Annotated in this window: 26 protein-coding genes; 19 read left to right on the top strand and 7 right to left on the bottom strand. The window is 64.0% G+C overall.

Annotated elements, in window-relative coordinates; genetic code table 11:
• Positions 1–223: 223 nt before the first annotated feature.
• Positions 224–376 (bottom strand): hypothetical protein, encoded by a 153-nt coding sequence (locus ACLFLU_RS12235; protein ID WP_234681746.1) that lies wholly within the window; start codon positions 374–376, stop codon positions 224–226.
• 322 nt (positions 377–698) lie between these two features.
• Here ACLFLU_RS12235 and ACLFLU_RS12240 point away from each other — a divergent pair, with 322 nt between their 5' ends.
• The 5 genes from ACLFLU_RS12240 (at position 699) to ACLFLU_RS12260 (ending at position 5,527) form a co-directional block, all read left to right on the top strand.
• Positions 699–1,658 (top strand): N-carbamoyl-D-amino-acid hydrolase, encoded by a 960-nt coding sequence (locus tag ACLFLU_RS12240; RefSeq protein ID WP_426412433.1) that lies wholly within the window; start codon positions 699–701, stop codon positions 1,656–1,658.
• A 1,162-nt stretch (positions 1,659–2,820) separates the two neighbouring features.
• Positions 2,821–3,375, top strand: coding sequence for a TetR/AcrR family transcriptional regulator (locus ACLFLU_RS12245; RefSeq protein WP_426412434.1), 555 nt, complete (start codon positions 2,821–2,823; stop codon positions 3,373–3,375).
• 66 nt (positions 3,376–3,441) lie between these two features.
• Positions 3,442–4,635, top strand: coding sequence for an MFS transporter (locus ACLFLU_RS12250; RefSeq protein WP_426412435.1), 1,194 nt, complete (start codon positions 3,442–3,444; stop codon positions 4,633–4,635).
• Positions 4,636–4,772: 137 nt separating this feature from the next.
• Positions 4,773–5,192, top strand: a complete 420-nt coding sequence (locus ACLFLU_RS12255; RefSeq protein WP_426412436.1) for a DUF4118 domain-containing protein — start codon at positions 4,773–4,775, stop codon at positions 5,190–5,192.
• Positions 5,193–5,329: 137 nt separating this feature from the next.
• The gene (locus ACLFLU_RS12260) at positions 5,330–5,527 is read left to right on the top strand and encodes a hypothetical protein (RefSeq protein WP_426412437.1); all 198 of its coding nucleotides are present in this window, start codon (positions 5,330–5,332) and stop codon (positions 5,525–5,527) included.
• Positions 5,528–5,585: 58 nt separating this feature from the next.
• Here ACLFLU_RS12260 and ACLFLU_RS12265 read toward each other — a convergent pair whose 3' ends face one another.
• Entirely contained in the window at positions 5,586–6,563 is a 978-nt protein-coding gene (locus ACLFLU_RS12265) for a LysR family transcriptional regulator (RefSeq protein WP_426412438.1), read from the bottom strand.
• Positions 6,564–6,682: 119 nt separating this feature from the next.
• Between ACLFLU_RS12265 and ACLFLU_RS12270 the strand changes: the two genes are divergently transcribed.
• The 9 genes from ACLFLU_RS12270 (at position 6,683) to ACLFLU_RS12310 (ending at position 15,908) form a co-directional block, all read left to right on the top strand.
• Positions 6,683–7,720 carry a class 1 fructose-bisphosphatase gene (locus ACLFLU_RS12270; RefSeq protein WP_426412439.1) on the top strand — a complete coding sequence of 346 codons (1,038 nt, stop codon included), beginning with the start codon at positions 6,683–6,685 and terminating at the stop codon, positions 7,718–7,720.
• A 12-nt stretch (positions 7,721–7,732) separates the two neighbouring features.
• Positions 7,733–8,608: a phosphoribulokinase gene (locus ACLFLU_RS12275; protein ID WP_426412440.1), complete on the top strand. Its 876-nt coding sequence runs from the start codon at positions 7,733–7,735 to the stop codon at positions 8,606–8,608.
• 13 nt (positions 8,609–8,621) lie between these two features.
• On the top strand, positions 8,622–10,643 hold the full coding sequence (gene tkt, locus ACLFLU_RS12280) for a transketolase (RefSeq protein ID WP_426412441.1): 2,022 nt from the start codon (positions 8,622–8,624) through the stop codon (positions 10,641–10,643).
• Positions 10,644–10,657: 14 nt separating this feature from the next.
• Complete coding sequence (fba, locus tag ACLFLU_RS12285; RefSeq protein ID WP_426412442.1) at positions 10,658–11,743, top strand: class II fructose-bisphosphate aldolase; 1,086 nt, start codon at positions 10,658–10,660, stop codon at positions 11,741–11,743.
• A gap of 31 nt (positions 11,744–11,774) precedes the next feature.
• A complete protein-coding gene (locus ACLFLU_RS12290) occupies positions 11,775–13,235 on the top strand; it encodes a form I ribulose bisphosphate carboxylase large subunit (RefSeq protein WP_426412443.1) in 1,461 nt (486 codons plus the stop codon).
• 11 nt (positions 13,236–13,246) lie between these two features.
• Complete coding sequence (locus ACLFLU_RS12295; protein WP_426412444.1) at positions 13,247–13,654, top strand: ribulose bisphosphate carboxylase small subunit; 408 nt, start codon at positions 13,247–13,249, stop codon at positions 13,652–13,654.
• A 97-nt stretch (positions 13,655–13,751) separates the two neighbouring features.
• On the top strand, positions 13,752–14,684 hold the full coding sequence (cbbX, locus tag ACLFLU_RS12300) for a CbbX protein (protein ID WP_426412445.1): 933 nt from the start codon (positions 13,752–13,754) through the stop codon (positions 14,682–14,684).
• Positions 14,681–15,418 carry a ribulose-phosphate 3-epimerase gene (gene rpe, locus ACLFLU_RS12305; RefSeq protein ID WP_426412446.1) on the top strand — a complete coding sequence of 246 codons (738 nt, stop codon included), beginning with the start codon at positions 14,681–14,683 and terminating at the stop codon, positions 15,416–15,418. The genes cbbX and rpe overlap by 4 nt, the downstream gene beginning before the upstream one ends.
• Before the next feature lie 277 nt (positions 15,419–15,695).
• The gene (locus ACLFLU_RS12310; RefSeq protein WP_426412447.1) at positions 15,696–15,908 is read left to right on the top strand and encodes a hypothetical protein; all 213 of its coding nucleotides are present in this window, start codon (positions 15,696–15,698) and stop codon (positions 15,906–15,908) included.
• 21 nt (positions 15,909–15,929) lie between these two features.
• Here ACLFLU_RS12310 and ACLFLU_RS12315 read toward each other — a convergent pair whose 3' ends face one another.
• Together ACLFLU_RS12315 and ACLFLU_RS12320 are read right to left on the bottom strand one after the other, a co-directional pair.
• Positions 15,930–17,297 (bottom strand): NAD(P)/FAD-dependent oxidoreductase, encoded by a 1,368-nt coding sequence (locus ACLFLU_RS12315; protein WP_426412448.1) that lies wholly within the window; start codon positions 17,295–17,297, stop codon positions 15,930–15,932.
• 41 nt (positions 17,298–17,338) lie between these two features.
• The gene (locus tag ACLFLU_RS12320; protein WP_426412449.1) at positions 17,339–18,028 is read right to left on the bottom strand and encodes a GntR family transcriptional regulator; all 690 of its coding nucleotides are present in this window, start codon (positions 18,026–18,028) and stop codon (positions 17,339–17,341) included.
• A 105-nt stretch (positions 18,029–18,133) separates the two neighbouring features.
• Between ACLFLU_RS12320 and ACLFLU_RS12325 the strand changes: the two genes are divergently transcribed.
• The 3 genes from ACLFLU_RS12325 (at position 18,134) to ACLFLU_RS12335 (ending at position 21,335) form a co-directional block, all read left to right on the top strand.
• Entirely contained in the window at positions 18,134–19,021 is an 888-nt protein-coding gene (locus tag ACLFLU_RS12325; protein WP_426412450.1) for an amino acid ABC transporter substrate-binding protein, read from the top strand.
• A gap of 130 nt (positions 19,022–19,151) precedes the next feature.
• A complete protein-coding gene (locus ACLFLU_RS12330) occupies positions 19,152–20,687 on the top strand; it encodes a Do family serine endopeptidase (RefSeq protein ID WP_426412451.1) in 1,536 nt (511 codons plus the stop codon).
• 285 nt (positions 20,688–20,972) lie between these two features.
• A complete protein-coding gene (locus ACLFLU_RS12335; protein ID WP_426412452.1) occupies positions 20,973–21,335 on the top strand; it encodes a hypothetical protein in 363 nt (120 codons plus the stop codon).
• A gap of 12 nt (positions 21,336–21,347) precedes the next feature.
• On the opposite strand, the gene ACLFLU_RS12340 is transcribed toward ACLFLU_RS12335, so the two are convergent.
• Together ACLFLU_RS12340 and ACLFLU_RS12345 are read right to left on the bottom strand one after the other, a co-directional pair.
• Positions 21,348–21,614, bottom strand: coding sequence for a DUF6496 domain-containing protein (locus tag ACLFLU_RS12340; protein WP_426412453.1), 267 nt, complete (start codon positions 21,612–21,614; stop codon positions 21,348–21,350).
• Between the two features lie 73 nt (positions 21,615–21,687).
• Positions 21,688–21,882: a DUF3072 domain-containing protein gene (locus ACLFLU_RS12345; protein WP_426412454.1), complete on the bottom strand. Its 195-nt coding sequence runs from the start codon at positions 21,880–21,882 to the stop codon at positions 21,688–21,690.
• Between the two features lie 115 nt (positions 21,883–21,997).
• On the opposite strand from ACLFLU_RS12345, the gene ACLFLU_RS12350 reads away from it, so the two are divergent.
• Together ACLFLU_RS12350 and ACLFLU_RS12355 are read left to right on the top strand one after the other, a co-directional pair.
• Complete coding sequence (locus ACLFLU_RS12350) at positions 21,998–22,216, top strand: hypothetical protein (protein ID WP_426413974.1); 219 nt, start codon at positions 21,998–22,000, stop codon at positions 22,214–22,216.
• 35 nt (positions 22,217–22,251) lie between these two features.
• Positions 22,252–22,452, top strand: a complete 201-nt coding sequence (locus ACLFLU_RS12355) for a hypothetical protein (RefSeq protein WP_426412455.1) — start codon at positions 22,252–22,254, stop codon at positions 22,450–22,452.
• A gap of 74 nt (positions 22,453–22,526) precedes the next feature.
• On the opposite strand, the gene ACLFLU_RS12360 is transcribed toward ACLFLU_RS12355, so the two are convergent.
• Positions 22,527–22,769 (bottom strand): hypothetical protein, encoded by a 243-nt coding sequence (locus ACLFLU_RS12360; protein WP_426412456.1) that lies wholly within the window; start codon positions 22,767–22,769, stop codon positions 22,527–22,529.
• Positions 22,770–22,819 lie beyond the last annotated feature (50 nt).

Consider the following 22,819-nt stretch of genomic DNA (forward strand, 5'->3'; position numbering starts at 1 on the left):
CTCGGGGTCGGACATCATGCGAATGTTTCCTCACAGCGCGAAGTGATGCGCGATGGTGAAAGCTGCCGTCGCGCACAGGACCAGCGTGGAAACCGCGCCGGCCACGCCGCGCGCGAGATGGGCTCGCGTCAGGTGTCTGGTCATGATCTTGCTCCATGCTCTCCATGGAAATGGCGGGGCTGCGCGTTGGTTCCGCGAGCAGCGCCGAATCGGCGAGGCCCGGCTACTTCCGCAGCAATTCCCGCAGCGCCGCCGTCGCCTCGGCGCAGCGGATGTCGTCGATCTCCCGCGACAGGCTGAGCGCGCTCGATTTCAGCTCTTCGACCTTCCAGCTCGCGGGATGCTGGCTTTCAAGTTGATTCAGTCGCTTGTTCAAATCGTCCAATCTGGACTGAAGCTGCCCGATGCTGGCGGCTCCATTCACGTTCCAAACGCGTTGTGCACGCATCGTCGTTCCCCTGGCTTGTCTCACGGCGTTGTGAGCAGGGTTCGTGGCCGCAATGGGCGTTTCTTTTGTCCGGTCTTAGATCGTCGGGAACCGTTGCAGATTGGCAACGAAAGTTCCTGGAATACCTGAGCGCACTGGCCCATCCTGAGGCACCGGCTCCAACAGGCGCGGAATCTGCATATGCGCGACCGTCGTATGCGCGAGCACGATGATGGGCCGGTTCATCCGGGAAACGAACGAGGGAGGATTCGTGGCGAGATTTGTGACTGTCGCGGCCGGCCAGTTGGGCCCGATTGGGAGGAGCGAGACAAGGACAAAGGTCGTGGCGCGGCTGATGGCGTTGATGCGCCAGGCCAAGGCCAATGGCTGCGATCTGATCGTCTATCCCGAGCTCGCACTGACCACGTTCTTTCCGCGCTGGTACTTCGAGGACCAGGCCGAGATCGACAGCTTTTTCGAGCGCGAGATGCCGGGGGCGGAGACGCAGGCTCTATTTGATCTCGCGCGCGAGAGCGGCATCGGGTTTTGCCTCGGCTATGCCGAGTTGACGGTCGAGGCTGGAATCATCCACCGCTACAACACGTCGATCCTCGTCGACAAAAGCGGCGCGATCGTTGCGAAATACCGCAAGGTCCATCTGCCGGGCCACGCCGAACACGAGCCTTGGCGCAAGTTTCAGCATCTGGAAAAGCGCTATTTCGAGCCGGGAAGCGGTTTTGGTGTGATCGAGGCCTTCGGCGGCGTGATGGGGATGGCGATCTGCAATGACCGCCGCTGGAGCGAGACCTATCGGGTCATGGGGCTGCAGGGCGTCGAGATGGTGATGATCGGCTACAACACGCCGGTGCACAATCCGCCCGCGCCCGAGCATGACGACCTCTCGCTGTTCCACAATCATCTGGTGATGCAGTCCGGCGCCTACCAAAACGGCACCTTCGTTGTGGGCGTTGCGAAAGCCGGCGTTGAAGAGGGTGTTGACCATATCGGCGGCAGCTGCATCATCGCGCCCTCCGGCGAGATCGTCGCGCGGTGCACGACCAAGGGTGACGAGCTCGCACTCGCCCGCTGCGATCTGGATCTCTGCAATTCCTACAAGCGCACGATTTTCAATTTCGACGTTCATCGCCAGCCGCAGGCTTATGGGATGATCGTCGAGCGGAAGGGCGTGGCGACCATGGCGGACGGCACGCCGGTGCCGCGGAAGGGGTGATGTTTTTGTAGCCCGGATGGAGCGAAGCTCCAACCGGGCTACGGGCCGGCGGCCTGTGTCGCCCTTTGTCAATCCCTCTTTGCGAAAACATTCCGCTTTACCGAAATTCGGAATTGGCGTATGTGTCGCCCATCCCGGCTCATCCTTGAGGGGCGATCGTACGTCGTCACCGATTGCGAGCCGGGCTTGCGGTGGACGCGGCAGCGTCGGCACGAGAGGGTGCGGGCAGGGCGGGTAGTCCCTGTGAGCCCGAAACCGCGTGTGGATGAGCGGCGCTGTCAGTTCGTCTCGCCAACATTTTCTCTGGCCATGTCGACAAGGCCGGGAAACCCTGTGGCATCAGGCGAACGCGCGTACGGCAAAACCGTGTGGTCCTGGCCGTCGTTGCTACGGCCAAGCTTGTCGCGGAGGTGCAGGGAGCCCAACCGGGTGAAGTGCATCGTCAATCTGCGAGGCGAGGGAGGCCAGAAGGAACTCGGCTCCCGGGAGAGCACGGCATAAGCCGTCAACCCATCGCGCAGGGAAGGCCGTGTGTTGGGCTTCACCTGTATGCTGCTGTGCGGTCTCCTTGCGCTACACATTCGCGCAGCGGACCGCGGGTGCCGCCGGCACCCGGCCTTCCCTGCGCCCTCTTGGACAAGTGGGTGGAGAGATCAGGCAAAGCTCAGGCGAATGAAGCCGCGAGAATGCGAAGGTGTGTCTGCGCTTCAAGTTGCGGAGGGGAAGAGCGACGCGATTGCCTCATACTCCGTCATTGCGAGCGCAGCGAAGCAATCCAGAGTCTTTCCGCGGAGGGATTCTGGATTGCTTCGCTGCGCTCGCAATGACGATGTGGGGGCAGAGTGCACACCTCCATCTCCGTCACCCTGAGGCGCGCGCTCTGCGACGCATCGCGTCGCGGAGCAAGCCTCGAAGGGCGACGGCCCGGCTGCATCCGGGCCGCTCATCCTTCGAGGCTCCCCATGGGCCGCGTTGCGTCCCATGCCTCGCGCCTCAGGATGAGGGGTTGGCAGCGCCGTCATCGCAAAGCCACCCCTCTTCCTCAATCACAACCAGGTGTCTTGATTAGGAAACGATCATTCCCTATTATCCCGCAATGCAAAAATCCGCGCGCCAGTCCCAACCCTCTCCCCAGCCACCCGGCCGCCCCCGGGAATTCGACATGGACACCGCGCTGGACGGCGCGATCCGGGTGTTTTGCGAGCGTGGCTATCATGCCACCTCGATCGGAGAGCTGACTTCTGCGATGCGTCTTGCCACCGGCAGCGTCTACAAGGCGTTTCGCGACAAGCATGCCGTATTCGTCGCCGCCTTCGAGCGCTATGTGTCGGTACGGCGGGAGCAGACCCGCGCCGCGGCGGCGCGGGGGGCGAACGGCCGCGAAAAATTGCGCAACGTGCTGCTGTCCTATGTCGAGCACTCCCAGGGCAGCGAGGGGCGCCGCGGCTGCATCGTGGTCGGCAGTGCGGTCGAGTTGTCGGCGGTCGATCCGGTGATGCGGGCGCGCGTCACGGCGCAGCTCAAGGCCAACGAAACCTTTATCGCCGGCCTCATCCGCGAGGGACAGGCCGACGGCTCGATTCCGGACCATGTCGAAGCCGACGACACCGCAAGGCTGATGATTTGCACGACGCAGGGCCTGCGCGTCGTCGGCAAGGCGCGCCTGCCGCTCGACGGCGACCGCCTGGTCGGGGTCGCGATGAAACTGCTTGCCTGAATTTTTGTCAATTAGGAAACAATCGTTCCCGATATCTGGGGACTTTGACGTGTTGGAGAGCTTGGAATGACCATGAATGCCACGATCGACGCCGCGCCCGAGCCGGATGCGGTGTCGCAACGACTGACCTTCGTGCTTGCCGCGGCCTGTGGCATGGTCGCCGCCAACATCTATTATGCCCAGCCGCTGATTGCCCCGATCAGCGCCGCGCTCGGCCTGTCGCACGCGGCCGCCGGCCTGATCGTGACCATGACGCAGATCGGCTACGGCACGGGCTTGCTGTTCATCGTGCCGCTCGGCGATCTCGTCGAGAACCGCACGCTGATCTGTACCGTCATCACGCTCGGCGCGGCGGCGCTGCTCGCGGCCGCGTTTGCGACCCATGCGGTACCGTTCCTGATCGCCGCCCTGTTCATCGGCCTCGGCTCGGTGGCGGTGCAGATCATCATTCCCTATGCCGCGCATCTTGCGCCAGAAGCCATTCGCGGCCGCGTCGTCGGCAACGTCTCGACCGGCTTGATGCTCGGCATCATGCTGGCGCGGCCGGTGTCGAGTTTCGTCACAGCGGCGCTGTCGTGGCATGCGGTGTTCTTCTGCTCGGCGGCGTTGATGATCGTGCTCGCGATCGTGCTGGGTCTCACGCTGCCGAAACGCAAGCCGGTGGCACGGATGCATTACGGCGCGCTGCTGCTGTCGATGCCGCATCTGGTGCGCACGACGCCGCTGCTGCGGCGCCGCGCGCTCTACCAGGCCGGCCTGTTCGGAGCCTTCACCCTGTTCTGGACGGTGGTGCCGCTCCAGCTCGCGAGCCAATTCGGCTTCACCCAGCGCGGCATCGCCCTGTTCGCGCTCGCCGGCGTGTCCGGCGTGTTCGCGGCGCCGATCGCAGGACGGCTCGCCGATGGCGGCCATAGCCGCATCGCCACAATCGCTGCGATGCTGTTCGTCGCGCTGGGCTTCCTGGTGACGCATGTCGGCGCGGCCGGATCGATGCTCAACCTCGCCTGCCTCGTCGCGGCCGCGATCGCGATCGATTTCGGTGTGCAGGGCAACGTCGTGCTGGGCTTCCGCGCCATCTTCGTGCTCGGGCACGAGCACCGCAGCCGGCTCAACGGGCTCTACATGGCGACGTTCTTCACCGCCGGTGCGGCCGGATCTGCGCTCGGCGCCTGGGCGTTCGCGCAAGGCGGCTGGACGCTGGCCTCGGCCATTGGCCTTGCACTGCCCGTCGCCAGCCTGATCTATTCGGCAACCGAATAGCGGTACGATTGTGCCGTGGCCGTTTACCAAGCCACGGATCGGGCGGCCCCGAGGGTGCAATTTCCGCCTCGCGAATTCCCTGCAGCTGTAGTACTTTGGTCGCAAGCGGCCTGGTTAACGGCGGCAGGGGAGGGCCTATGAGGCGTGCGGGACTGTATGGCGTACCGCGAGTACGGCCATGGTCGTGGCAGGCGTTTCTGCTCGGATTTATCGTCGTCGCAGTGTCGGCTGCGCTTCAAGGTGTCTGCGTCGCGCTCGGCGCACAGCTCTATTTCGCGGCGTTCCTGCCGAGCCTGTTCGTGCTCGGCCTTGTCGCGGGCGCACCGGCGGCGATCTTCGCCGCACTGCTCACCGTTCCGCTGGTGTGGTGGGCGTTCATGCCGCCCTTCTTCGAGGTCAGCCCGTTGACCGCTGCGGACGCGGATTCCATCAACCTGTTCTTCCTGCTTGCGGTGCTCCTGATCGGCCTCGCCGATCTCTGTCGCGCGAGCATGACGATCAACAGCCGCGGCGGATTCAAATCGACTGGCGAGAGCGCGGCAAGGAATTCGCAATAATCAGGTGCTGCACGGAGCGCGCGCGTTGCACTCGCGCAACAGTCCGGCAACCATCCGCGCAGCTGGCTCGCGCCGCTAACTTTTCGAAAAAGATTTGGCCGCAATTTCCCCCGTGGGAATACGAGGGAGCTTTCGACATGAACGGACACGCCATTTTCGAGAACGTGCGCCGCTACCGCGGCATCGCATCGCTCTATCGCCAGACCGCGGCGTTTCGGCCGGGCCAGCGCTGGTCGCTCCTGGAGCAGGCCAGCGAGTGGGAAGCCCGGGCGCTGTCGGAGCTGGAAGCCTATTTCGCTGCGCGCGCCGATTACGCTGCGCCGCTCGCGGCCTAAGCGTTAACCATCCGACGGCGACGGTCGCGATGAAGCTGATGGGCTGAGTATAGGTGGGCTATTTCCCGCCGAAATCGGGCACTTCGGGCAGATAGTTCGAGCCTTCCGAGCCGAGGAAATCGAACATCGCCTGCGCCGGCGGCAGCAGCACCTTGTCGCTACGGCGGATCACGTACCATTGCCGGACGATCGGCAGGCCCGCGACGTCAAGTACGATCAGGCGGCCTTCGGCAAGCTCATGCGCCACCGTATGCGCCGAGATGAAGGCGATGCCGAGACCTGCGATCACCGCCTGCTTGATGGTCTCGTTGCTGCTCATCTCCATGCCGATGATCGGCTCGAGATCGGACTTCTGGAAAATCCCTTCCATCAGCGTGCGCGTGCCGGAGCCCGGCTCGCGGGTGAGGAAGGTCTCGTGCACGAGATCGGTTAGGCTGAGGCCTGAATCCTTCTCCAGCCAGTGCCCCTTGCGCGCGACGATGATGTGCGGATTGCGCCCGAGCTGGCGCACGTCGACGCTGACATCGGCCGGGGGCCGGCCCATCACGGCGAAATCGAGGTCGTAGCCGTGCATGGCCTCGCGGATCTCCTCGCGATTGCCGACGGTCAGCTTGATCTCGATCTTCGGAAAACGCTTGGTGAAGGCCGCGATCGCATGCGGCACGAAATATTTCGCAGTGGAGACCGCGCCGAGATGCACGGTACCGCCGGTCTTGCCCGCAAGCAGATCGAGTGCGCCCTGGCAGTCCGTGATCGCGGCTTCGACGCGCTCGGCGAGCGCCAGGACTTCGCGGCCCGCCTCCGTCAGCAGCATGCCGTCGCCGGTCCGCTGCACCAGCGGGAGGCCGGCGAGGTCCTGGAGCTGCCGAAGCTGCTGCGTTACGGCCGGCTGGGTCAGCCCGAGTTGGGTCGAGGCCGCGGTGACGCTGCCCTTGGCCGAAAGCGCCGCAAGCGAGCGCAACTGCCGGATCGTCAGATGCCGGAGCTGGGTCGCCGCATGGCCGGGGCCATTATAAGAAAATTCTTTGGCGCTCATTATGATTAGAAATTTTCCTTATTAATCTGCCCCTGTCAATCTCATCGTGCTGGGACTGACCGCTCCGACCTCCAAAAGGGAGGAAACTGGATGCGGCGCCAGCAAGGGGATGGACGCAGATGACCGGGCAACTCAGGCTGGACGACCACCTTCAACGCCATTCCGAGACGGCGCCGCATGCGCTGGCCGTCGCCGCCGCGGTCGATGCCATCGCGGCCGCCGCAATCGAGATCGCCGACCTCATCGCAACAGGCGATCTTGCGGACGCCTCGGGCCTCACGACCGGCCGCAACAGCGACGGCGACATCCAGCGTGACCTCGACGTGCAGGCGGATGCGATCCTGCGCCGCTGCCTCGGCAGGTCGCCGATCGCAGCACTGGCGTCCGAGGAGATGCGCGAGCCTCAGATCGGGGAGCGCGCAGCCAAAATCTGTGTCGCGATCGATCCGCTCGACGGCTCCTCCAACATCGATCTCAACATGACGGTCGGTACGATCTTCTCGATCCTGCCCGCGCCGGACGATCTCGGTCTCGCCTTCCATCAGCGCGGCTCGGCGCAATTGGCGGCGGGCTTCGTCACCTACGGTCCGCAGACCTCGCTAGTGTTGACGCTCGGCGACGGTGTCGACATCTTCACCCTCGACCGCAAGGCCGGCTGCTTCCGTCTGGCGCGCAGCGCCGTGCAGATTTCCGATGCGTGTGAGGAGTTCGCGATCAACGTCTCCAACCGCCGCCATTGGGATTCACCAGTGCGCGCCTTCATCGACGAATGTCTCGCCGGCGTCGATGGGCCCGCCAACCACAATTTCAACATGCGCTGGATTGGTTCGCTGGTTGCGGAGACCTATCGCATCCTCACCCGCGGCGGCGTGTTCCTCTATCCCTCCGATGCGCGCCCCGGCTATGGCGACGGCCGTCTGCGCCTGACTTACGAGGCACACCCGATGGCGATGATCATCGAGCAGGCCGGCGGCTCGGCCTCGACCGGGCGCGAGCGCATCCTCGATCTCTCAGCGCAAAACCTGCACCAGCGCGTGCCACTGGTCATGGGCTCCAGCAACGAGGTGCGGCGTGTCGCTGAACTGCACTGCGACCCGCTGCTCGTGGCCAGCGTCTCTGCGCCGCTATTCGCGCGGCGCGGCTTCTTCCGGCTGTGAGCGAGGTGACCCATGTCCAGGAAGCATCCGATCATCTCCATCACCGGTTCCTCCGGCGCCGGCACCACTTCGGTCAAAAAGACGTTTGAACAGATATTCTTCCGCGAGAAGGTCAACGCCGTCTACATCGAAGGCGACGCGTTCCATCGTTACGACCGCGCCGAGATGCGCGTGCGCATGGCGCAGGAGGCCGAATGCGGCAACAAGCACTTCAGTCATTTCAGCCCGGACACAAATCTGTTCGAGGAGCTCGAGCGCGCATTCCGCGACTATGGCGAGACCGGCACTGCGACGACGCGGCACTACGTCCATGATGCCGAGGAGTCAGCGCTACATGGTGTCGCGCCCGGCACCTTCACCGAGTGGAAGCAGCTCCCGGAGAATTCCGACCTGCTGTTCTACGAGGGGCTGCACGGCGCCGTCGTCACCGACAGGGTCAACGTCGCGCGTTATGCCGACCTGAAGATCGGCGTCGTTCCCGTCATCAATCTCGAATGGATCCAGAAGCTGCACCGCGATCGCAGCGCGCGCGGATATTCGACCGAAGCCGTCACCGACACCATTTTGCGGCGGATGCCCGACTACATCCATTACATCTGCCCGCAGTTCACCGACACCGACATCAACTTCCAGCGCGTGCCGACGGTCGACACCTCCAATCCATTCATCGCGCGCTGGATCCCCACGCCTGACGAATCGATGGTCGTGATCCGCTTCAAGAATCCGCGCGGCATCGACTTCCCCTATCTGCTCTCGATGCTGCCGCACAGCTGGATGTCCCGCGCGAACTCCATCGTGTGTCCCGGCGCGAAGCTTGATCTCGCGATGCAGCTCATCCTGACGCCGCTCATCATGCAGCTGATCGAGCGCAAGCGCAGCTTGAAGTGAAAAGGAGGATCTGATGAACATCTCGGTTCATGCCGACGCCGACCTCACGGCGGTCGCGCACAGCGATCTCGCCAACGCCATCCGCTTCCTCGCGGTCGATGCCATCGAGACCTCGCAGTCCGGCCATCCCGGCCTGCCCATGGGCATGGCCGACGTCGCGACCGTGCTGTTCTCGCGCTTCCTCAAATTCGACTCCGCGCACCCGAACTGGCCGGACCGCGACCGCTTCGTGCTCTCGGCCGGCCACGGCTCGATGCTGCTCTATGCGCTGCTGTATCTGACCGGTGGCGATGTCAGCCTCGACGACATCAAGGCGTTTCGGCAATGGGGCTCGAAGACGCCGGGGCATCCTGAATATGGCCACACGCCGGGCGTCGAGACCACGACCGGACCGCTGGGACAGGGCATCGCCACCGCCGTGGGGATGGCGCTGGCAGAGCGTATGGCCAATGCGCGACATGGCGACGGCCTCGTCGATCACTTCACCTATGTGATCGCCGGCGACGGCTGCCTGATGGAAGGGATCAGCCAGGAGGCGATCTCGCTTGCCGGCCATCTCGGGCTCGGCCGGCTGATCGTACTGTTCGATGACAATGGCATCTCGATCGACGGACCGACGTCGCTCGCGACCTCCGATGACCAGCTCGCCCGCTTCGCTGCCTCCGGCTGGTCGGTGCGCCGCGTCGACGGGCACGATCCCGAGGCCGTTGCACAGGCGATCGCGGAGGAACGTGAGAGCGCAAAACCGTCGCTGATCGCCTGCCGCACCATCATCGGTTATGGCGCGCCGGACCGACAGGGCACCGAGAAGGCGCATGGCGCGCCACTCGGCACCGAGCAGACGGCTGCCGCGCGCAGGACGCTCGGCTGGGATTATCAGCCGTTCGTCGTGCCTGTCACGATCATGAAGGCGTGGCGGATGATCGGACAGCGCGGGCAGGTGGATCGTCTCGCCTGGCTCGACCGCTATGAAGGCGCGACGCCGGAGCAGCGTGAGCTCTTCATCGAGGGCAAGTCCGTTGCCCTGCCGAGCGCCTATGCCCAGGCGTCGGCGAAATTGCGCGAGCGCTTTGCCACCGAGCGTCCGAAGCTCGCGACGCGGCAGGCCTCGCAACAGGTGCTCGACGGCATCGCCGGGACAATTCCCGGATTTGTCGGAGGCTCTGCCGACCTGACCCATTCGAACCTGACGCATGCCAAGGCGCAGGCTCCTGTCCGACGTGATGCGTTCGCCGGCGATTACATCCACTACGGCATTCGCGAGCACGGCATGGCGGCCGCGATGAACGGCCTCGCGCTGCATGGCGGCTTCATTCCCTATGGCGGTACGTTCCTTGCCTTCTCCGACTACAGCCGCCCGGCGATCCGCCTCGCGGCCCTGATGCGGCTGCGCGTCATCCATGTGATGACCCATGACTCCATCGGCCTCGGCGAGGATGGTCCGACGCATCAGCCGGTCGAGCATCTCGCCGCGCTCCGGGTCATTCCGAACCTGCTGGTGTTCCGCCCCGCCGACGCGGTCGAGACGCTGGAAGCCTGGGATTGCGCGCTCGAATCCAAGCATCGTCCGTCGGTGCTGTGCTTGTCGCGGCAGGCGCTGCCGACCTTCCGCAGCGATGTCCGCGGCAGGAACCGCGTCGCGCGGGGCGCCTATCTCATCGTCTCGCCGGATGGCGGCCGGGACGTGACGCTGATCGCGACCGGCTCTGAGGTCTCGATCGCGCTGGACGCCGCCCGCCTGCTCGCGACAGAACACGTCCGCGCCGCCGTCGTGTCGGCGCCGTGCTTCGCCCTGTTCGAAGAGCAACTGGACGATTATCGCGCCGCGGTTCTCGGCACGGCGCCGCGCGTCGGCATCGAGGCGGCCGTCGCCGGCGATTGGCATCGCTGGATCGGTGCCGAGGGCGAGTTCGTCGGCATGCGCGGCTTCGGTGCCTCGGCACCGGCTCCGGTGCTCTATCGCGAATTCGGCATTACGCCGCAAGGCGTCGCCGAAGCCGCCCGGCGGGCGATCGCCCGCGCTGGCAAGCAATAACAGGAGGACTCTTCGTGGCCCGTATCACTCTTCGCCAATTGCTCGATCATGCCGCCAGCCAAGGCTACGCGGTCCCGGCATTCAACATCAATAACATGGAGCAGGGCATCGCGATCATGCAGGCGGCGGCTGAGGTCGATGCGCCCGTCATCATCCAGGCCTCGCGCGGTGCGCGCAGCTATGCCGGTGATCTCATGCTGTCGCACATGATCGACGCGCTCGAGCGAACCTATCCGGACATTCCGCTCTGCATGCACCAGGACCACGGCAATGACGAGGCGACCTGCGCGTCGGCCATTGCCCATGGCTTCACTTCTGTGATGATGGATGGTTCGCTCAAGGCCGATGCCAAGACGGCGGCCGACTACGACTACAACGTCGCGATCACCCGCCGCGTCGTCGATCTCGCGCATTGGGTCGGCGCTTCCGTCGAAGGAGAGCTTGGCGTGCTCGGCTCGCTCGAGCATGGTGGTGGTGAGCAGGAGGACGGCCACGGCGTCGAGGGCAAGGTCAGCCACGACCAGTTGCTGACCGATCCCGACCAGGCCGTCGACTTCGTTCGCGCCACCAAGGTCGATGCGCTCGCCATTGCAATGGGTACCTCGCACGGCGCCTACAAGTTCAGCCGCAAGCCGGATGGCGATATTTTGGCGATGCGTGTGGTCGAGGAGATCCATCGCCGGCTGCCGAACACGCACCTCGTGATGCACGGTTCCTCGTCGGTGCCGCAGCCGCTGCAAGACATGTTCAACCAGTTCGGTGGCGAGATGCCACAGACCTGGGGCGTGCCCGTCGAAGAAATCGTGCGCGGGATCAGGAGCGGCGTGCGCAAGGTCAACATCGACACGGATTGCCGGCTCGCCATGACCGCCGTGTTCCGCAAGGTCGCCGCACAGAGCCGCAACGAGTTCGATCCGCGCAAATTCCTGAAACCCGCGATGGACGCGATGCGCGAACTCTGCCGCGATCGCTTCGAGCAGTTCGGCACTGCGGGGCATGCCAGCAAGATCAAGGTCGTTCCCTTGAGCGAGATGGCACAGCGCTACCGCACCGGCGAGCTCGACCCGCGCACCGGCGCGCGCGAGCCGGTCGCCGCCTAATCATTCAGAGAGAGAAGAGCAGGAGAGAGCCATGAATGCACACGCAGGAACCGTCCGCGGCAAAGAGCGCTATCGATCGGGCACGATGGAATATGCGCGCATGGGCTATTGGGAGCCCGACTATGTGCCGAAGGACACCGACGTCATCGCGCTGTTCCGCGTCACGCCGCAAGATGGCGTGGACCCGATCGAGGCGTCGGCCGCCGTTGCCGGTGAATCCTCCACGGCGACCTGGACGGTGGTGTGGACCGACCGCCTGACCGCTGCAGAGAAGTATCGCGCAAAGTGCTATCGCGTCGATCCGGTACCCGGCACGCCCGGCTCGTATTTCGCCTACATCGCCTATGATCTCGACCTGTTCGAGCCGGGCTCGATCGCCAACCTCTCGGCGTCGATCATCGGCAACGTGTTCGGCTTCAAGCCGCTCAAGGCGCTGCGCCTGGAGGACATGCGTTTTCCGGTCGCCTATGTGAAGACGTTCCAGGGACCCGCGACCGGCATTGTTGTCGAGCGCGAGCGGCTCGACAAGTTCGGCCGGCCGCTGCTGGGCGCAACGGTCAAGCCGAAGCTCGGACTTTCGGGCCGCAACTACGGCCGCGTGGTCTACGAGGCGCTGAAGGGCGGGCTCGACTTCACCAAGGACGACGAGAACATCAACTCGCAGCCCTTCATGCATTGGCGCGACCGCTTCCTCTATTGCATGGAGGCGGTGAACCGTGCGCAGGCGGCCTCCGGCGAGGTTAAGGGCACGTATCTGAACGTCACGGCGGGCACGATGGAGGACATGTACGAGCGCGCGGAGTTCGCGAAGGAGCTCGGGTCGTGCATCGTCATGATCGATCTCGTGATCGGCTACACCGCGATCCAGTCCATGGCGAAATGGGCGCGGCGCAACGACATGATCCTGCATCTGCATCGCGCCGGGCACTCGACCTATACGCGGCAGAAGAGCCACGGCGTGTCGTTCCGCGTCATCGCCAAATGGATGCGGCTCGCGGGCGTCGACCACATCCACGCTGGCACCGTCGTCGGCAAGCTCGAAGGGGATCCCAACACCACGCGCGGCTACTACGACGTCTGCCGCGAGGATTTCAATCCGACCAGGCTTGAGCATGGCCTGTTCTTTGACCAGTCCTGGGCGAGCCTGAACAAGATGATGCCGGTGGCCTCCGGCGGCATCCATGCCGGCCAGATGCACCAGCTGCTCGATCTGTTAGGGGAGGACGTCGTGCTGCAATTCGGCGGTGGCACCATCGGCCATCCCATGGGTATCGCAGCAGGCGCGATCGCCAACCGCGTGGCGCTGGAAGCGATGATCCTCGCCCGCAACGAGGGCCGCGACTACGTCCATGAAGGGCCGGAGATCCTGGCCCGGGCGGCCGAGACGTGCACGCCGCTGAAGGCCGCGCTGGAGGTCTGGAAGGACGTCACCTTCAATTATCAATCCACCGACACGCCGGACTTCGTGCCGACCGCGCTCGAAACCGTCTAGGGAGACGCAACATGAAACTGACCCAGGGCTGCTTCTCATTCCTGCCCGATCTCACCGACGACCAGATCTATAAGCAGGTGCAGTACTGCCTCGCCAATGGCTGGGCGGTGAACATCGAGTTCACCGACGATCCGCATCCCCGCAACACTTATTGGGAGATGTGGGGCCTGCCGATGTTCGATCTCCAGGACGCCGCCGGCGTGATGATGGAGCTCGCCGAATGCCGCAGGGTCTATGGTGACCGTTACATCCGCATCAGCGGCTTCGACTCCAGCCACGGTTGGGAATCGGTGCGGATCTCCTTCCTGGTCAACCGCCCGCAGCAGGAGGCCGAGTTCGAGCTGGTGCGGCAGGAGATTGGCGGGCGTGCCATCCGGTACAGCACGGTGCGGAAGCCGGCCGCTCACGCCCCGCACTAACCGTTCCTCTCCGCGCGGAGCGCTCCCTGCTCCGTTTCCTTGGCGGACCACTGCTTCGCCGCTCCCCCGCGGCGAAGCTCTTTTCTTCGAGGTGCCCATGCTCGACGTTCCCCATGCAACGGCCGCCGAAGGTGGTGAGACCCATTTCGATCTCCGCAAGGAGGCGGAAGCTGCCGGGATCACCGACACGCTGCAACAGCTCGAGCAGGAGCTGATCGGCCTCCGCCCGGTCAAGAACCGCGTGCGCCAGATCGCTTCGCTGCTGCTGATCGAGCGTATCCGGCAGCGCGCGGGACTGGCCTCCGCGCCGCCAACCCTGCACATGTCGTTCACCGGCAATCCCGGCACTGGCAAGACCACCGTGGCGCTGCGCATGGCAAAAATCCTGCACGGCCTTGGTTTCGTGCGGCGCGGGCAGGTGATCTCGGTGACGCGCGACGATCTCGTCGGGCAATATATCGGCCACACCGCGCCGAAGACGAAGGAGATCCTGAAGAAGGCGATGGGCGGCGTTCTCTTCATCGACGAGGCCTATTATCTGCACCGGCCCGACAACGAGCGCGACTACGGCCAGGAGGCGATCGAGATCCTGCTCCAGGTGATGGAGAACCAGCGCGAGGATCTCGTGGTGATCCTGGCCGGCTATGGCGAGCGCATGACGAGCTTCTTCGCCTCCAATCCCGGCTTCCGCTCGCGTATCGCCCACCACATCGACTTCCCGGATTATGCGGAAGCCGAGTTGCTGGTCATCGCCGAGCTGATGCTGAGGGAGCGTGGCTATCGCCTCTCGGCCGCTGCGCGCGAGGCCTTCGAGAAGTACATTGCGCTGCGCCGGACCCAGCCGTTCTTCTCCAATGCGCGCTCGATCCGCAATGCGGTCGATCGCATTCGTCTGCGGCAGGCCGATCGTCTGGTGTCTGATCTCGACCGCATGCTCGATGTCGCCGACCTCGAAACCATCGATCCGGTGGATATCCTGGCGAGTCGTGTCTTCAGCGGCGGGGCCGACGCGCGGAGTGCAAAGCCATGACCAAGGAAATCGTGATCGCCCCCTCGATCCTGGCGGCGGATTTCGCGCGGCTCGGCGAGGAGATCGCAGCAATCGATGCGGCCGGCGCCGACTGGATCCATTGCGATGTCATGGACGGGCATTTCGTGCCGAACATCAGCTTCGGCGCCGATGTCATCAAGGCGATCCGGCCGGTGACGACAAAGGTCTTTGACGTGCATCTGATGATCGCGCCTGTCGATCCCTATCTGGAGGCGTTCGCGAAGGCGGGGGCCGATCTCATCACCGTCCATGCCGAGGCGGGCCCGCATCTCGACCGCTCGCTCCAGGCGATCCGTGCGCTCGGCAAGATGGCCGGCGTCAGCTTGTGCCCGGCCACGCCCGAGAGCGTGATCGAATATGTGCTCGACCGTATCGACTTGGTGCTCGTCATGACGGTCAACCCAGGCTTCGGCGGCCAGTCCTTCCTCGAATCCCAGTTCGAAAAGATCGCGCGGATTCGAAGCATGATCGGCGAGCGGCCGATCCGTCTCGAGGTCGACGGCGGCGTCACGCGCAACAATGCCGCTGCGGTTGCCGCCGCTGGCGCCGATACACTTGTGGCGGGCTCCGCCGTGTTCCGCGGCGGGAACAGTGCGGATTATGCCGCCAACATCGCGGCCATTCGCGTGGCCGCCGAAGCCGGCCGGGTTCCGAAGCGGCAGGATTATTCCGCGCAGACGACGCGGGTCGGCGAGACCGCGCGCGTCCGGTAGACTACGGGTGCGTCGCGCGACGAGGGCGCCCTGTTGCCCGAACCGATCGAACACCATTTCGGTTTGATCGGCATCAACGTCGAGCGCCGCCGCTACGCCTAAGCTCATCGCGAGTTCCACGCTCGGGTGGATCCGATAGGAACCAATGTGCGTCTGCGGGTTTCCTTGAAGTTAACCAGGATTAAGCCGGCTGCGCACGCAGCAAATGTTTTGCACAACCGCCATCGGCGTGACGCAAATCAGGGTAATAAGCGCTGTGAACGCGAGGGAGAGTCTCATGGAGAACGTACGTCGCTACCGCGCGCTGGCGTCTCTCTGTCGTCAGCAGGCAGCCTACCGGCCGCTCCAGAACTGGCAGCTCCTTGGCCAGGCCGAACATTTCGAACATCTCGCCGAGATCGCGCTCAAAGCGCATTTCGACGCGTGCAATGCGCAACGCGAAGAGGATGCCATCGCCGCAGCGGCATGGGAGACACCCGCCGCCGCGTGAGGGGATTGGGTTCGCGAGCGATCAGAGCAGCCCGCGGTTTTCGGCGCTGTCGAGTTCGTCCATGAGCACCTTGTTCTCGTAGCGCGCCAGCGAGAGCGCGCCGGCAAAGGAGGGAACTGGCGCGCCGACCACAGCGCGGGCGCAAAGGTCACCCGCCGCGCAGGCCGACATCGTCCCGTAGCCGGACAGCGCTGTGGTCAGGAACACGCCCGGCGTCTTCGCGGCTCCGATCAGCGGCCAGTTCTCCTTCGTCATCGGATAGAAACCGCCATAATGCACGCGGTCGCGGGGCAGGGCGCCGAGATATTGCTTGAGCGACGGCTGGAGCCGGCTTGCAGCCCGAAGCACGATCTCAGGGAAGTAGGGATTGAGCTCGGGTTCGCGGACGGGGTCGGACGGCGTCGCGTTGAAAGCCCAACCGAGCTTGATCCACTGCCCCTGATCGCCGCCATCGGGACGGCAATGAATGCTTCCCGGCATCGGCTTCAGCAGGCGCGCCAGCTCGGGCGCCGCGGCCAGGGCCTCGCGCTCGTCGTCCGACCAGGCGAGCGTCTGGCCGTCCAGATCAATCGCAAACGGCATCTTGCGGTCCACCGCGCGATTGCGGTCGACGAAGGCGATCTTCTGCTGAAGCACGTTCAGGATCGGTAGCCTCTCATCATGCATCGCCGCGATGTGTGCCGCAAAAGGACCGGCCGCATTGACGATGATGTCGGCCTTGATGGTCTGGCGCTCGCCATCGACGATGACGTCGACCACGAACCGGTCGGCTTTCGCGATGCCGACCACACGCGCCTGCTGAAATTGCGCGCCGAGCGGCCGCATCGCCTCCAGCATGTACTGGCCGAGCTGCTGGCCGCTGATATCACCCGCGCGGCGGATATGCAGCGCGGTGGCGATCTCCTTGTCGAAGGCCGGATAGTGTTGCTGGATCAGATCGCGGCCCAGCAGCACGTCGACACCGTCGGGCGCAGCCTGCCAGTCCGCCGACAGCGGCGGCGAATAGTTCCGGCTCGCGCCCTCATGCAGGCGGATCAGCTTCGAGGCCGACGCGCCGTAGCCAGCATATAGCTGTCGCAGCAGCTCGTCCGGCTTCTCTTCGCGCGTCACCAGAAGATAGCCGCGCCGTGTCATGTGGAAGCGGTTGCCGGTGCGGCGCGCGATGTCCTCCATCAAATCGGTGCTATGGTCGGTGAACGCCGCCATGGTCGGATGCGGCCACCAGTTGCGATAGTTCTCGCCGGATTGCGCCGATGTCAGCGTCATCGGCTGCCCTTCATCCACGATCAGAAGGCGCGAGCGCTTGTGCTCGACGGCGAGATAATAGGCGGTGGCAAGGCCGGCGATGCCGGCGCCAATGACCAGGATTTCGACGTCGTTCGCTTTCAAGCGTGCTCTCCTTCAACGCGATCGGACGATCGATCGCCGGATCAATCGGCTTCTTTCCGCGACGCATGACGTTGCGCCGACCGCAGCGTCTTCTGCGTCTGCACGATGTGCTCGCGCAGCAGGCGCACCGCCTTTTCGACCTCGCCGTCACGGCAGAATTCCAGCAATTGGTAGTGCTCTTGCTGCGGTCTGTCCTTGCCGGTGGCACGCGACACCAGCGCGCGCGTGAAGCGGCCGACATGACCGTAATTGGCTTCGATCATCGCAAGCAGGCGCGGACGATTGCAGGGGGCGTAGAGCGATTTATGGAAGCGCCAGTTGAACGCGCCCCATTTTTCCGGATCGGGCTCTTCGTCATAGGAGCGGAGGATCGCCCTTGCGTCGTCGAGATCGATGTCGCCCATCGCCGGAATGGCAAGACGCAGCGCGTGGCATTCGAGCGCGATGCGAATCTCGAGCAGCTCCACGACTTCATCGACGGAGAGATCGGAGACGACCGCTCCGCGATTGGGCAGGAAGGTCACGAAACCTTCTGCCTCGAGCTGTCGCAGCGCTTCGCGCACGGGAATGCGACTGGTTCCGAATTTTTCGGCGAGCTCGTCCTGCCGGAGCTGAATGCCGGGCGCCAGCTCACCAGCGCTAATGGCGCGGCGTAGCGCCTCGCGCACGGCGTCCGGCGTCGAGCCATGAACGCCGCCACTCCGTTGCTTTGCCACTTCACTCGATTTCATGCGGCATCCCGTCGTTGTTGTCAGGATTGTATAAAATCAGTTTGTAGATTATGCAATACTATGTATAAAATATCGAATGATTGTATCCATCAGAGGAGTAGGGCCGTGAAGGGGCTGTTGTATTCGCTCATGTTTCTGGCCGCGGTTGCTGTCCCGGCTCAAGCCCAATCGCCCTCGGGGACGCTGGCAAAGATCAAGGCGGCTGGCGAAATCCGGCTCGGCCATCGCGATGTCTCGGTCCCTTTCTCCTATCTCGACGACAACCAGAAGCCGGTTGGCTTCGCGATGGATCTCTGTGCGCGGATCGTCGATGCGGTGAAGGACGAACTGAAGCTGCCCTCGCTTCAAACGAAACTTCAGCCGATTCAGCTCAGCACCCAGATTCCACTGATCGAGAACGGCACGATCGACATCGTTTGTGGTCCTGCCACCAACACGCTGGAGCGCCGGAAGGTGGTGGCCTTCAGCAACACCATCTTCGTGTCGAGCATTCGCGCGGTGGTTCGCAAGGATGGTCCGATCAAGACGTTCGAAGACTTGAAGGACAAGCCCGTTGCGCTGACCGCCGGATCGACGTCGATTGCCTTGCTGCTGGCGCGCGCCCAGGAGAAGAAGTTCGAGGTCAAGCAGGTGCTGTCGCCCGACCACGCCGCATCCTTCCTCGCGCTGACGACCGGACGCAGCGAGGCCTTTGTCATGGACGATATTCTGCTTGCCGGTCTGATCGCCAGCAGCCAAGTACCGGGCGATTGGCGGATCATCGATGACGCCTTGCGCACCGAGCCTTATGGCTTGATCATTCGCAAGGACGATCCGGAGTTCAAGGCGCTGGTCGACAAGACGCTCGTCGCGATGATGAAGAGCGGTCAGTTTGCGGAACTGTACGCCAAATGGTTCACGAAACCCATTCCGCCCAAGAACGTGAACCTGAACTTTCCGATGCCGGCGCCGCTAACGGACGCGATCGCCAATCCAAACGACAAGGGCGTGTGATCGCGCAAGGAATGCGGCCGCCGGCCGCAGCATCTTTGCCAAGATTTAATCGCGTGGACGGGACACCGTAAGGTGCGAGCGCCCATGTTGGATGCAAGGCGACAACCTTCACCAACATGGACATTTCGACATGAACGACCGCGTCAATTCCGACACCACTACGTCCCGCAAGATTCTGAAGCCTAGCCGGCTGGCGTTGCTCGGCACTGTGGCCGCGCTGGGCGTCGCCGTGCTGGCCGCCTCTCCCGGATCGTCGCCGCTCAGCTTGAACTCCCTGATTTCGCCTGCGCAGGCCGCTGAGAGCGCCGTGACGCCGCCGGGCTTCGGCGACCTCGTCAGCAAGGTCAAGCCCGCCGTCATCTCGGTGCGGGTCAAGATCGACCAGGACAACGACAAGAGCGCGATGCTGCAACAGAACCGGATGGATCAGGACGAGGATTCCCCGTTCGACCAGTTCTCGCGGCAGTTCGGCTTCCGCGGCCCGGGTGGCATGAACGGCATGCCGCGCCAGCGCCACCAGGTGATCACGGGCGAGGGCTCCGGCTTCTTCATCTCGGCCGACGGCTATGCCGTGACCAACAACCATGTCGTCGACCACGCCGAGTCCGTGCAGGTGACGATGGATGACGGCACGATCTACACCGCGAAGGTGGTCGGCACCGATCCGAAGACCGACCTCGCGCTGATCAAGGTCGACGGCAAGAAGGACTTCCCGTTCGTGAAATTCTCCGACCAGAAGCCGCGGATCGGCGACTGGGTGGTCGCGGTCGGCAATCCCTTCGGCCTCGGTGGTACCGTGACGGCCGGCATCGTCTCGGCCAGCGGCCGCGACATCGGCAACGGTCCCTATGACGACTACATCCAGATCGATGCGCCGATCAACAAGGGCAATTCCGGCGGTCCGGCCTTCGACATGAACGGCAATGTGATCGGCGTGAACACCGCGATCTTCTCGCCCTCGGGCGGCTCGGTCGGCATCGGCTTCGATATTCCGTCCTCGACCGCCAAGCTCGTGGTCGCGCAGCTGAAGGACAAGGGTGCCGTCACCCGCGGCTGGCTCGGTGTGCAGGTGCAGCCGGTGACCGCGGAGATTGCCGACAGCCTCGGCCTGAAGGAGGCGCGCGGTGCAATCGTCGATAACCCGCAGGATGGCAGCCCGGCGGCGAAGGCCGGCATCGAGGCGGGCGACGTCATCACCGCCGTCAATGGCACCACGATCAAGGACTCCCGCGATCTCGCCCGCACTATCGCCACGCTGGCGCCGGGCACGTCCGTGAAGCTCGATGTCGTCCACAAGGGCGATAACAAGACGGTGTCGCTCGCGCTCGGCGAGCTGCCGAACGAAAAGCAGGCCAAAGCTGACGACGGCAAGACGCAGCAGGCCCCTGGCACGCCGCGCCTCGGCCTCAGCCTGGCGCCGGCCGGCGACGTCCAGGGCGCAGGCCAGAAGGGCGTCGTGGTCACCGAGGTCGACCCGCAGGGACCGGCGGCGCAACGCGGCATCCAGACCGGCGACGTCATCCTCAATGTCGGCGGCAAGGCGGTCGCCAATGTCGGCGATGTCCGCTCCGAGCTGGCGCAGGCCAAATCGTCCGGCAAGAACAGCGTGCTGCTGCAGGTGAAGAGCGCGGAGGCGACCCGTTTCGTGGCGGTGCCGCTCGCCTGATCTATTTCCTCTCATGGCCTCGACGGCAAATTCAAAAGGCGGCCTGCGGGCCGCCTTTTTCGTGCGCGCCTGTCGAGATACCCACAGGCCGCCGATAACATTCTCGTTAACGGCAGCAATGATGACGGGTTCGTCCGAAAAAGCCGCGTTCGCTCGTCAGACTTTGGAATCGCGTATTGTGCTCTGGCGGCAATGACGGCGCCGAGGCAAATTGCAGGAGTGGAACTTCGAACGTCCGGCTGCTTTGTGGAACCGGCCGGTGGTTCGCATTTGATCGGTGCCGACATGGATCGATTGAAGCTCTCGCTGAGACTTGCGCTGCTCGCGGCGCCGCTCGTGCTGTCGACCGGAAGTGCCTTGGGGCGCGATGACGGCCGCTTCACCGATTCTCCGCTAAAGCCCTGGTTCGACAGCTTGCGCAGCCATCTCGGTCCGTGCTGTTCGGATGCCGACGGTGTTGCCGTGGCCGATCCTGACTGGGACTCGCACAATGGGCACTACCGGGTCCGTCTTGATGGGGAGTGGGTCGAGGTCCCCGACGAAGCCGTGATCACCGAGCCGAACCGCGCCGGCCGCACCATGGTCTGGCCGGTCAAGACGGCGTTCGGTGTTTCGATCCGCTGCTTCATGCCGGGTAGCATGACCTGACGCCGGTCGGCGTCACCGCTTCGCGGATTTGCGCTTCGAGCTCTTCTTCGCGCTTTTCTTCTTGGACGTCTTCCGCTTCGACGCCTTCTTCGGCACCTTCTTGCCCTTCGCGCGCGCTTCCGACAAGCCGATTGCGATCGCCTGCTTGCGGCTCTTCACGCGTCCGCCGCGACCGCCGGGCCCGCTCTTTGCAGTCCCCTTCTTGTAACGCCGCATCTCGCGCTCGACATCACTGGCAGCGCTGCGTGAGTAGCGGCGCTTCTTTGCCTTGCGTGCCATCAACTCTCTCCCTTTGGCCTCGGAAGAGAACAGGAGTGTTGACGCAGCGTTCCAAGGCCACTGGCCGCGCGCCTCAGAAGGAGTTCGCGAGTTCGATCTCCGCTTCAAGCACCTGGATGCGGCGCGCGGCTTCGGTAGAGGACAGACCGCGATCGTATTGCGCGGGCTGGTAGGCCTCTTCGCTCAGCCGCTTCAGCCGCAGCCCCTGCGCCCGGGTCATCTGCTCCATGAGAAAAGCCTTGGCGTCGTATTTACCCTGAACCTGCATGTCCGCTCTCCATTCCGAATTCGTGGCTTGACTATATGTTCTTATTTTGTTCTAACAAGCCATGGACAACAGAATTAATGAAATTCGACGCAAAATCAGCGCCTTGAGGCTGGAGATGGCCGATGTCGAGGCGACCGTACGCGATCTCGTTAATCGCGATCGTGACTGCACCGAACGGGCCCAGGCGCAGATGGGCCTGCGCCGGAAAATCAATCTGCTGATCGGCGAATGGAAGGCCGCTGGCGGTGGCGGGGTTTTGCCCGACATCCGCGACCGGGTACGTCTTGGTCCGCTGAAGAGCCGCCTTAACATCACTGACATCCGACGCAGCTAAAGCGGTCGCGCAAAGCGACATGCCGGAGCTTGTCGATGCCGGATGCCGAAATGGCCGCCCTGCTGCGGGCGGTCCTCGATGAAGTCTGTGCCGACCTTGCGCCGTCCGAAATGGCGATGCGCGAACGAATTGCCGCACGACTGAGTGATCGTGTTCGATCGGGGCAATGTTCGGTCGACGATTTGAGGCGGGCGGGCAGGGATGCTCTGATCCGCGCGCCGACCATGTGGCCTTGAGAGGATGTTCAGGGCACCCAAGCAAAAGGCCCCGCTTTCGCGGGGCCTCAGCTCTGTCGAGCTTACTCCCGAGCTTACTTGGTGTTGCTCGGGGCGCTCTTGTTGTTCGTCATGGCGCCGCCCTGGTCGGAGCCGGTGCCAGAGCTGTTCTGACCGGAAGCGTCGCTGCCCTTGGACTTCGTGTTGGCGCCTGTCGTTTGCGAGGACGAGGTCGATGAATCATGCTTGGCCTTGTGCGACTTGGCCTGCGCGGCAATGGGTGCGGCGGCGAGGCCGATCGCTAACATCACGGCGAGAGCGAGCTTGGTCGTGTTCATGCGCGGGAACTCCCTGAGTTGAATTTGACGCAGGCAGCCAACCGCCATTC

Origin of the sequence: Bradyrhizobium ganzhouense (assembly GCF_049949285.1) — a bacterium.
Taxonomy (GTDB): domain Bacteria; phylum Pseudomonadota; class Alphaproteobacteria; order Rhizobiales; family Xanthobacteraceae; genus Bradyrhizobium; species Bradyrhizobium ganzhouense.